Raw genomic sequence first — 9,205 nt, forward strand, 5'->3', positions numbered from 1 at the left:
CACCCATCAGGACGCGGCTTGTCAGGCTCTGAGGAATTACGCAACAATGGCGTTGTGAAAAACGCTGGCGAGGCTCGGGAGACCCCCACGGGGGCCCCGCAGGAGGAGCTCGCGACCGGAGAGCGCTCGACGCGCAACCGGGTCGCGCGGTCCATCCTGGACCACGGCCCGTCGACGGTCGCCGAGCTCGCCGGGCGCCTCGGCCTCACTCAGGCCGCCGTCCGCCGTCACCTCGACGCGCTCGTCGCCGACGATGTCGTGGCAGCACGCGAGCAGCGGGTCTACGGCGCGCGGACGCGTGGCCGCCCCGCCAAGGTGTTCGCCCTGACCGACTGCGGCCGGGACGCCTTCGACCAGTCCTACGACACGCTCGCCGCGGACGCCCTGCGCTGGATCGCGGACCGAGCGGGCGGGGACGAGGCCGTCGTCGCCTTCGCCCGTGCCAGGATCGCCGCCCAGGGCCAGGCATACCGCAAGGCGATGGAGGCCGTCGCCCCCGAGAAGCGCACCGAAGCCCTGGCCAAGGCCTTGAGCGCGGACGGGTACGCTGCTACGGCGCGCAGCGCACCGGTCGGCGAGCAGCTCTGCCAGCACCACTGCCCGGTCGCCCATGTCGCCGAGAAGTTCCCGCAGCTGTGCGAGGCGGAGACAGAGTTTTTCTCCCAGTTGCTCGGCACGCATGTGCAGCGGCTGGCCACCATCGCCCACGGCGACGGCGTATGCACCACCTTTATCCCCAAGATTTCCAAGACCGTCGATAACGCAACTATCGATAACGCATCTGCAAGCACCGCCGGGAGGAACCCCGCATGACGCTCCCCATCGAGGAGACTGCCCACCCCGAGCTCGAGGGTCTGGGCACGTACGAATACGGCTGGGCCGACTCCGACGTGGCCGGTGCCTCTGCCAAGCGTGGCATCAACGAGGACGTCGTCCGCGACATCTCCACGAAGAAGAACGAGCCGGAGTGGATGACCAAGCTCCGGCTCAAGGGCCTGCGCCTGTTCGAGAAGAAGCCCATGCCGAACTGGGGCTCCGACCTCTCCGGCATCGACTTCGACAACATCAAGTACTTCGTGCGCTCCACGGAGAAGCAGGCGGAGTCCTGGGAGGACCTGCCCGAGGACATCAAGAACACGTACGACAAGCTCGGCATCCCGGAGGCGGAGAAGCAGCGCCTCGTCGCCGGTGTCGCGGCCCAGTACGAGTCCGAGGTCGTCTACCACCAGATCCGCGAGGACCTGGAGGAGCAGGGCGTCATCTTCCTGGACACCGACACCGCCCTGAAGGAGCACCCGGAGCTCTTCAAGGAGTACTTCGGCACCGTCATCCCGGTCGGCGACAACAAGTTCGCGTCGCTGAACACCGCCGTGTGGTCCGGTGGCTCCTTCATCTACGTGCCGAAGGGCGTGCACGTCGAGATCCCGCTCCAGGCCTACTTCCGTATCAACACGGAGAACATGGGCCAGTTCGAGCGGACGCTGATCATCGTCGACGAAGACGCCTACGTCCACTACGTCGAGGGTTGTACGGCCCCGATCTACAAGTCGGACTCCCTGCACTCCGCGGTGGTCGAGATCATCGTGAAGAAGGGCGCCCGCTGCCGCTACACGACCATCCAGAACTGGTCGAACAACGTCTACAACCTGGTCACCAAGCGCGCAGTGGCATACGAGGGCGCGACCATGGAGTGGATCGACGGCAACATCGGCTCCAAGGTCACCATGAAGTACCCGGCCGTCTACCTGATGGGCGAGCACGCCAAGGGCGAGACCCTCTCCATCGCCTTCGCGGGGGAGGGGCAGCACCAGGACGCCGGCTCCAAGATGGTCCACATGGCGCCGAACACCTCCTCCAACATCGTGTCGAAGTCCGTGGCGCGTGGTGGCGGTCGTACGTCGTACCGCGGTCTCGTCGAGATCGGCGAGGGCGCCCACGGCTCGAAGTCGAACGTGCTGTGCGACGCGCTGCTGGTCGACACCATCTCCCGCTCCGACACGTACCCCTATGTGGACGTCCGCGAGGACGACGTGTCCATGGGTCATGAGGCGACCGTCTCCAAGGTCAGCGACGACCAGCTCTTCTACCTGATGAGCCGTGGTCTGACCGAGTTCGAGGCGATGGCGATGATCGTGCGCGGCTTCGTCGAGCCGATCGCCAAGGAACTGCCCATGGAGTACGCCCTCGAGCTCAACCGGCTGATCGAGCTGCAGATGGAGGGCGCGGTCGGTTAAGACCTGCCTTCCGGATACAGCCAGCGAATTTCTGACGTAAGAAAGCGAGCAGACCGACAGCCATGGCTGAGGCTCAGAACATCCCGGTGGGGTCCACCACCGCCGGCCAGATCGCGGTGGCCGCGGAGTCGACCGTCGCCACGCGCATGAGTGCGCCCCCGTCCTTCGACGTGGCGGACTTCCCGGTCCCCCACGGCCGCGAGGAGGAGTGGCGATTCACCCCGCTGGAGCGGCTGCGCGGGCTGCACGACGGCACCGCGGTCGCGACCGGCGACGGCGTGAAGGTCGGCATCGAGGCACCCGAGGGCGTCACGGTCGAGACAGTCGGCCGTGACGACGCCCGGCTCGGCAAGGCCGGCACTCCGGTGGACCGCATCGCCGCCCAGGCGTACTCGTCGTTCGAGAAGGCCGGTGTCGTCACCGTCCCCAAGGAGACGGTCCTCACCGAGCCGATCCGCATCGCCGTGCACGGCGAGGGCGGGGTCGCCTACGGCCACCAGGTCATCGAGCTGGGAGCCTTCGCCGAGGCCGTCGTCGTCATCGACCACACCGGTGACGCGGTCCTTGCCGCCAACGTCGACTACATCCTGGGCGACGGCGCCAAGCTCACCGTCGTCTCCGTCCAGGACTGGGACGACAAGGCCGTCCACGTGGGCCAGCACAACGCCCTCATCGGCCGGGACGCCACCTTCAAGTCGTTCGTGGTCACCTTCGGCGGCGACCTGGTACGCCTCCACCCGCGCGTCGCCTACGCCGGCACCGGCGGCGAGGTCGAGCTCTTCGGCCTGTACTTCACGGACGCCGGTCAGCACCAGGAGCACCGCCTCCTCGTCGACCACAACACCCCGCACTGCAAGTCGAACGTCGCCTACAAGGGCGCACTCCAGGGCGACGGCGCCCACGCGGTGTGGATCGGCGACGTCCTCATCGAGGCCAAGGCCGAGGGCACGGACACGTACGAGATGAACCGCAACCTCGTCCTGACGGACGGCGCGCGGGTCGACTCGGTCCCGAACCTGGAGATCGAGACCGGCGAGATCGTCGGCGCCGGTCACGCTTCCGCCACCGGCCGCTTCGACGACGAGCAGCTCTTCTACCTGATGGCCCGCGGCATCCCCGCCGACGAGGCCCGCCGTCTGGTGGTCCGCGGCTTCTTCGCCGAGCTGGTCCAGCAGATCGGCGTCGACGACATCGAAGAGCGCCTCCTCGTGAAGATCGACGAGGAGCTGGGGGCGTCGGTCTGATGCCCGCTTTCGTACGCGCCTGTGGGCTGAGTGAGCTGGAGGAGGACACCCCGAAGCGGGTGGAACTCGACGGCACGCCGGTCTCGGTCGTGAAGACCGAGGGGGAGGTGTTCGCGATCAACGACATCTGCTCGCACGCGAACGTCTCGCTCTCCGAGGGCGAGGTGGAGGACTGCCAGATCGAGTGCTGGCTGCACGGCTCCGCGTTCGACCTCCGCACCGGCAAGCCGTCCGGCCTTCCCGCGACGCGCCCCGTCCCCGTATACCCCGTAAAGATCGAAGGGGACGACGTGCTCGTCTCCCTCACCCAGGAGTCCTGAGGAACCCATGGCAACGCTTGAAATCCACGACCTGCACGTCACCGTCGAGGCCGACAACGCCACGAAGGAGATCCTCAAGGGCGTCGACCTGACCGTGAAGCAGGGCGAGACGCACGCCATCATGGGCCCCAACGGCTCCGGCAAGTCCACCCTCGCCTACTCGCTCGCGGGCCACCCGAAGTACACGATCACCGGCGGCACCGTCACCCTCGACGGTGAGGACGTCCTGGAGATGTCCGTCGACGAGCGCGCCCGCGCGGGCCTGTTCCTGGCCATGCAGTACCCCGTCGAGGTCCCCGGCGTCTCGGTCTCCAACTTCCTGCGCACGTCCGCCACTGCCATCCGCGGCGAGGCCCCCAAGCTGCGCACCTGGGTGAAGGAGGTCAAGGAGGCCATGGAGCGCCTCAACATGGACCCGTCCTTCGCCGAGCGCAATGTGAACGAGGGCTTCTCCGGCGGTGAGAAGAAGCGCCACGAGATCCTTCAGCTGGAGCTGCTCAAGCCGAAGGTCGCGATCCTCGACGAGACCGACTCCGGCCTGGACGTCGACGCCCTGCGCATCGTCTCCGAGGGCGTCAACCGCGTCCGCGAGTCCGGCGAGGTCGGCACCATGCTGATCACTCACTACACGCGCATCCTGCGCTACATCAAGCCCGACTTCGTCCACGTCTTCTCCGCCGGCCGGATCGTGGAGTCCGGCGGCGCCGAGCTCGCCGACAAGCTGGAGAACGAGGGCTACGAGGCTTACACGAAGGGTGGCGCATCCGCGTGACACAGCTGCCGGGCCTCCTCGACACCGAGGCGATCCGCAAGGACTTCCCCATCCTGGACCGTCAGGTCCACGACGGTAAGAAGCTTGTGTACCTGGACAACGCGGCGACCTCGCAGAAGCCGCGCCAGGTACTGGACGCCCTCAACGAGTACTACGAGCGGTACAACGCCAACGTCCACCGCGGTGTGCATGTGCTCGCCGAGGAGGCCACGGCGCTGTACGAGGGCGCGCGCGACAAGGTCGCCGCGTTCATCAACGCGCCGAGCCGCGACGAGGTGATCTTCACCAAGAACGCCTCGGAGTCGCTCAACCTCGTGGCCAACATGCTCGGCTGGGCCGACGAGCCCTACCGGGTCGACCACGAGACCGAGATCGTCATCACCGAGATGGAGCATCACTCCAACATCGTGCCGTGGCAGCTGCTGGCGCAGCGCACGGGCGCGAAGCTGAAGTGGTTCGGCCTCACCGACGACGGCCGTCTCGACCTGTCGAACATCAACGAGATCATCACCGAGAAGACGAAGATCGTCTCCTTTGTGCTGGTGTCGAACATCCTGGGCACCGTGAACCCGGTCGAGGCGATAGTGCGCCGCGCCCAGGAGGTCGGCGCGCTGGTCTGCATCGACGCCTCCCAGGCCGCTCCGCACATGCCGCTGGACGTCCAGGCCCTCCAGGCCGACTTCGTGGCCTTCACCGGCCACAAGATGTGCGGCCCGACGGGCATCGGCGTCCTCTGGGGCCGGCAGGAGCTCCTGGAGGACCTCCCGCCGTTCCTCGGCGGCGGCGAGATGATCGAGACCGTGTCGATGCACTCGTCGACGTACGCTCCGGCGCCGCACAAATTCGAGGCGGGCACGCCCCCGATCGCGCAGGCGGTCGGTCTGGGCGCGGCGATCGACTATCTGAACTCGATCGGCATGGACAAGATCCTCGCCCACGAGCACGCGCTCACCGACTACGCGGTGAAGCGGCTCACGGAGGTCCCCGACCTCCGGATCATCGGCCCGACCACGGCCGAGGACCGAGGCGCCGCGATCTCGTTCACGCTGGGTGACATCCACCCGCACGACGTGGGCCAGGTCCTCGACGAGCAGGGCATCGCGGTCCGGGTCGGCCACCACTGCGCCCGCCCGGTCTGCCTGCGCTACGGAATTCCTGCGACCACGCGAGCGTCTTTCTATCTGTACTCCACGCCGACCGAGATCGACGCGCTGATCGACGGCCTGGAGCACGTCCGGAACTTCTTCGGCTGAGGGGCTGGCTGAGACGTGAAGCTTGATTCGATGTACCAGGAAGTCATCCTGGACCACTACAAGCACCCGCACGGGCGGGGCTTGCGGGATGGCGATGCCGAGGTGCACCACGTCAACCCGACGTGCGGCGACGAGATCACGCTGCGCGTGAAGTACGACGGCGAGCAGATCGCGGACATCTCGTACGAGGGCCAGGGCTGCTCGATCAGCCAGGCCTCGGCCTCCGTGCTGAACGAACTCCTCGTCGGCAAGGACGTGTCCGAGGCGCAGAAGATCCAGGAGACCTTCCTGGAGCTGATGCAGTCCAAGGGCCGGATCGAGCCCGACGACGCGATGGAGGAGGTGCTGGAGGACGCGGTCGCGTTCGCCGGTGTCTCCAAGTACCCGGCCCGGGTGAAGTGCGCTCTCCTGAGCTGGATGGCGTGGAAGGACGCGACTGCCCAGGTTCTGGGTGAGGGCGCCGAGAGGAAGACGGCATGAGCGAGAACACTGTGACATCGGGAGAGGGCTTGACGACGAAGCCGGCCTCCGAAGAGGAAGTCCGCGAGGCGCTGTACGACGTCGTCGACCCCGAGCTGGGCATCGACGTCGTCAACCTCGGCCTGATCTACGGGATCCACATCGACGACGCGAACATCGCGACGATCGACATGACCCTGACGTCCGCGGCCTGCCCGCTCACCGACGTCATCGAGGACCAGGCCAAGTCCGCCACGGACGGCATCGTCAACGAGCTGCGCATCAACTGGGTCTGGATGCCGCCGTGGGGCCCGGACAAGATCACGGATGACGGGCGCGAGCAGCTCAGGGCGCTCGGGTTCAACGTCTGAGACCCCCTCTCGTACAGGACTGTGGCCCCCGGCAACGCGCCGGGGGCCACAGTCTTTTCTCGTCCGCGGGCTCAGCTCCAGCCCTTCACCACACGGAACGCCGAGTCGGCCCCGTAGCTCCGGCCGTGGTCGTACCCCTCCAGGCGGAGCTGGAAGTTGCGGTGGCGCAGGAAGCGGCCCGGGTAGTTGACCGACTCCAGCTTGACCGCGCCGGCGTACGACGAAGTCCGGGGGCAGAAGGTGGCGTCCTTCTCGAACAGGTCGGAGCCGTCGTCGCGGTCCGCGCGCAGAGAGAAGTTGCGGTGGCGGAGATAGGCGCCGTCGGCCGTGGTGAAGGAGTAGCAGGAGGACATCGCCAACCCCTTGACCAGCTTGAAGCTCGCGTCCTGCTTGGTCGAGGCCGAGCTGCTCGACCCCACCGGGTCGAGCCGGACGAAGCCGTCGCTCACATGCCAGTAACGGTCGGGGTAGTTGACCGCCTGGATCGAGTTCCGCGAGGGGGCGGGCTTGGCCGTGGGGGACTTGCTCGGCGAGGAGGTCTTCGACGGCCCGGGGACGGGCTCGGCGTCGTCCCCCTGCTCCGACGGTTTGGGCGAGGCGGAACTCTTCGAGGCGGACGCGGAGGCCGAGGCGGAGGCGGAGGCGGTTTGCCGTGGGGAGGCCAAGGCGGTCTTGCCGGCCGGGGCGATGGCCGTGCCCGAGGCGGTGAAACCGGGCAGGAGCGGGGCGCCCGTGTCGGAGGCTGTCCGGTTCGCCCGGTTCTCTGACGAGTCGTCAGCATTGCTGTCCAGTACGGCGACTGCGGTGGCGGTGGCGATGAGCACGGTCACGGCGAGCGCGCCGGCCAGCCACAGCCGCCGGGTCCCGGGCAGCCGCCCCTCGTCCGGGAGCTCACCGGACTCCCAGGGCACCGGGGGCTGTTCCACGAAGGGGGGCAGTTCCGCCGGATAGGGAACGCCGTGGGGGGTGGGGCGCCAGGCCGGTTCCTCCGGGGAGGCGGCCGGACCCTCTGACGTCGATGAGGCGTCGGAGCCCTCCGGGGAGGAGGCGGACGGGTCGGGCCCCGGTCCGGACTCGGGCTCGGACTCGGGTGGTATTTCTGGCATGCGCGTTCCTCCAGCGTCGCCCATGGCGCACGCGGATTCGTCTACTGGTCTCAGCACAAGAGGGGGGGATGCGCAGGCACACGGTTGAGCGGCGGTAGCCGAGGAGACCGGGTGCGCGACTGGTGAAACAGTAGTGGAACAAGTGACCTTCGAGCGCCGTTTCCCCCAGTGATCCCGGCGAATTCGCGGCTCGCGCGGCGCGTGGAGAGGCTTTTGCGGTGTCTTGCGGTTCACACGTCATTCTCAGTGGGATCCAAGTCCGGGCTCATCCGCGCACGACAGCGTGAATCCGTGCCTTTCTCCGTACGAGCCGTGTCTTCCTCCCCGCACGCCGCGCCGTTCTCCGTAGCGGCTGTCCCCTCTGCCCGGCCTGTCTTCGTGCTCGGCTGTCCCCGCTCCGGAACCACCCTGCTGCAGCTGATGTTGCACGCGCATCCGCGAATCGCCCTGCCGCCCGAAACGCGCTTCGTGCTGCCCGCCTACGAGGGCCGGCTGGGTTTCGGGGATATGGCCGAGCGCGGCAACCGGGCCGGACTCGCGCAGTGGATCACCGGCCGGAAGGAGACGCGCTTCCACGAGCTCGGAGTGGACGCCGGGCGCGTGGCCGAGCGGATCACCGACGGGCCGCCCACCCTCGGATCGGCGCTGGGGATCGCCCTGCGGGCCTACGCCGAGGAGCACGGGAAGGCGCGCTGGGGCGACAAGCGGCCCGCGTACGCCCTGCATGTGGCGGAGATACTGCGGCTGTTCCCCGACGCGCAGTTCATCCACCTCGTCCGGGACGGGCGGGACTGCGTCGCCTCGCTGCTGGGGATGCCCTGGTGGCACCGCGGCTTCCACGAGGCCGTGGCCACCTGGGCGCAGGTCATGGACACCACCCGCACATACGCACGCGAGCTGGGCGCCGGCAGCTGGCACGAGCTGCGCTTCGAGGACCTGGTGGGCGAGCCCGAGGCCCAACTGCGCGGCGTGTGCGGGTTCCTGGGCGAGGAGTACGCCCCCGCGATGCGCGAGCCGTACCGCGTCGCCGGGGTGGCTGTACCCGCCCGCAAGACCTGGCATCGGCGCACCCACGGCGCCCTGGACACCTCACGGGCGGGCAGTTGGGCGACCCGACTGACGCCCGCTCAGATTCGGCTGTGCGAGGCCGTATTGGGCGAGCGACTGGTCTCGTACGGCTACGAGCTCGCCGGAGCCGTCCGGCCCGACCCCGCAGAGCTGCTGCGCTACCGGCGCGTGGAGGTGCTGCGCCGGGCCGCCCACGCCAAGCGACGGATGCTCGACCGTCTGGCGCGGGTGCGTGAACCGGGGCCGGTGGCCTACCAGTTGACGACCACGTCGGAGTTCAGGGCCTAGGGCCTGTCCGGCGGATCATGCCGGAGACGCGGGGTCTGGCACGCCGATCTGCGGCGTTGTCGTCGGTTGCCGACTCCCCCACTCTCGGCT

General features: G+C 68.1%; 10 protein-coding genes. 9 read left to right on the forward strand and 1 reads right to left on the reverse strand.

Features of this window, described 5'->3' with window-relative positions; all coding sequences use genetic code 11:
* The first annotated feature begins 54 nt into the window (after positions 1-54).
* The 8 genes from AB0D57_RS11940 (at position 55) to AB0D57_RS11975 (ending at position 6,653) form a co-directional block, all read left to right on the forward strand.
* Positions 55-813, forward strand: coding sequence for a metalloregulator ArsR/SmtB family transcription factor (locus AB0D57_RS11940; protein ID WP_362070606.1), 759 nt, complete (start codon positions 55-57; stop codon positions 811-813).
* Positions 810-2,234, forward strand: a complete 1,425-nt coding sequence (gene sufB, locus AB0D57_RS11945) for a Fe-S cluster assembly protein SufB (protein ID WP_362070608.1) — start codon at positions 810-812, stop codon at positions 2,232-2,234. The genes AB0D57_RS11940 and sufB overlap by 4 nt, the downstream gene beginning before the upstream one ends.
* A 62-nt stretch (positions 2,235-2,296) precedes the next feature.
* A complete protein-coding gene (gene sufD / locus AB0D57_RS11950; RefSeq protein ID WP_362070610.1) occupies positions 2,297-3,478 on the forward strand; it encodes a Fe-S cluster assembly protein SufD in 1,182 nt (393 codons plus the stop codon).
* Positions 3,478-3,798, forward strand: a complete 321-nt coding sequence (locus AB0D57_RS11955) for a non-heme iron oxygenase ferredoxin subunit (RefSeq protein ID WP_362070612.1) — start codon at positions 3,478-3,480, stop codon at positions 3,796-3,798. The genes sufD and AB0D57_RS11955 overlap by 1 nt, the downstream gene beginning before the upstream one ends.
* A gap of 7 nt (positions 3,799-3,805) precedes the next feature.
* Entirely contained in the window at positions 3,806-4,570 is a 765-nt protein-coding gene (sufC, locus tag AB0D57_RS11960; protein WP_362070614.1) for a Fe-S cluster assembly ATPase SufC, read from the forward strand.
* Positions 4,567-5,823 carry a cysteine desulfurase gene (locus AB0D57_RS11965; RefSeq protein WP_362070616.1) on the forward strand — a complete coding sequence of 419 codons (1,257 nt, stop codon included), beginning with the start codon at positions 4,567-4,569 and terminating at the stop codon, positions 5,821-5,823. The genes sufC and AB0D57_RS11965 overlap by 4 nt, the downstream gene beginning before the upstream one ends.
* A gap of 15 nt (positions 5,824-5,838) precedes the next feature.
* On the forward strand, positions 5,839-6,303 hold the full coding sequence (gene sufU, locus AB0D57_RS11970; protein ID WP_362070618.1) for a Fe-S cluster assembly sulfur transfer protein SufU: 465 nt from the start codon (positions 5,839-5,841) through the stop codon (positions 6,301-6,303).
* Entirely contained in the window at positions 6,300-6,653 is a 354-nt protein-coding gene (locus tag AB0D57_RS11975; RefSeq protein ID WP_362070620.1) for a metal-sulfur cluster assembly factor, read from the forward strand. Before sufU ends, AB0D57_RS11975 begins: the two co-directional genes overlap by 4 nt.
* Positions 6,654-6,724: 71 nt before the next feature.
* Here AB0D57_RS11975 and AB0D57_RS11980 read toward each other — a convergent pair whose 3' ends face one another.
* A complete protein-coding gene (locus AB0D57_RS11980) occupies positions 6,725-7,759 on the reverse strand; it encodes an AbfB domain-containing protein (RefSeq protein ID WP_362070622.1) in 1,035 nt (344 codons plus the stop codon).
* Between the two features lie 312 nt (positions 7,760-8,071).
* Between AB0D57_RS11980 and AB0D57_RS11985 the strand changes: the two genes are divergently transcribed.
* Positions 8,072-9,115, forward strand: a complete 1,044-nt coding sequence (locus tag AB0D57_RS11985; protein WP_362070624.1) for a sulfotransferase — start codon at positions 8,072-8,074, stop codon at positions 9,113-9,115.
* Positions 9,116-9,205 lie beyond the last annotated feature (90 nt).

Origin of the sequence: Streptomyces sp. NPDC048275 (assembly GCF_040652275.1) — a bacterium.
Classification (GTDB): Bacteria; Actinomycetota; Actinomycetes; order Streptomycetales; family Streptomycetaceae; genus Streptomyces.